The organism is Xanthobacter autotrophicus (assembly GCF_030015065.1).
GTDB classification, from domain to species: Bacteria; Pseudomonadota; Alphaproteobacteria; order Rhizobiales; family Xanthobacteraceae; genus Xanthobacter; species Xanthobacter autotrophicus_D.
In genome coordinates, this window is record NZ_JAIVFN010000290.1 from 1 (window position 1) to 752 (window position 752).

1 protein-coding gene, 1 tRNA gene and 1 pseudogene are annotated in these 752 nt (G+C 64.0%); all 3 read left to right on the forward strand.

Going from position 1 to position 752, the window contains the following annotated elements:
• Window positions 1-243, forward strand: a 243-nt coding sequence (locus tag K9U40_RS23145) for a hypothetical protein (RefSeq protein ID WP_282892422.1), incomplete at its 5' end; no start/stop codon positions are given.
• A 29-nt stretch (window positions 244-272) separates the two neighbouring features.
• A tRNA-Pro gene (locus tag K9U40_RS23150) sits at window positions 273-349 on the forward strand.
• A 120-nt stretch (window positions 350-469) separates the two neighbouring features.
• Window positions 470-752: pseudogene (locus K9U40_RS23155) on the forward strand (hypothetical protein); the annotation flags it as partial.

Below are 752 nucleotides of genomic sequence, written 5' to 3' on the forward strand. Positions count from 1 at the left end.
GCCATGCAGCGCGGCAGCGCGGCGCAGCGGCAGCTGATCGAGTCCGCGATCGAGCACGGATCGCTCGACGAACTGCCCGCGATCCTGGCGATCGTGCGCGAAACCGGCGCCCTGGAGGCGACCCGCGCCGCCGCCGCCGCGCAGGCGCAGGCAGCGATCCACGCACTATCTGCACTTCCTTCCAATAAGTACACCGAAGGTTTGCTACAATTGGCGTCTCAGCTATTAGACAGGCGCGTTTAGAGCACTGAACGCATTGCCTGCCTGACCATCGGGGTGTAGCTTAGCCTGGTAGAGCGCTACGTTCGGGACGTAGAGGCCGGAGGTTCGAATCCTCTCACCCCGACCATTTTCCAAGGTCCACGCATGGCGGCGTGGTTTCCTTGCACCCCCCTCCTCCCCCTGTATTTCTTGCCCTGGCACGATGTTAGGATGGTTTCCTTTCCATCCACACGATTCCACTGGTTACATGGCCGCTGTCGATAACGCCCAGCGAGAGGGCAACGTGATCGCCCTGCCCGGGTTGGGCCGGGCGCTGATGTCCGCGGGCAAACTGAGTCAGCAGGCGGCGGAAGAAGTCTTCCGCAAGTCGCGCGCGGGCAGGACGAGCTTCATCGCGGAACTCACGAACTCCGGCGCCGTGTCCGCCGCGGAAGTCGCGCACACGGTGTCGTCCGTCTTCGGCGCCCCGCTGCTGGACCTCGATGCGATCGACGTGCAGCGGCTTCCCAAGGAACTGCTCGATCCCAAGA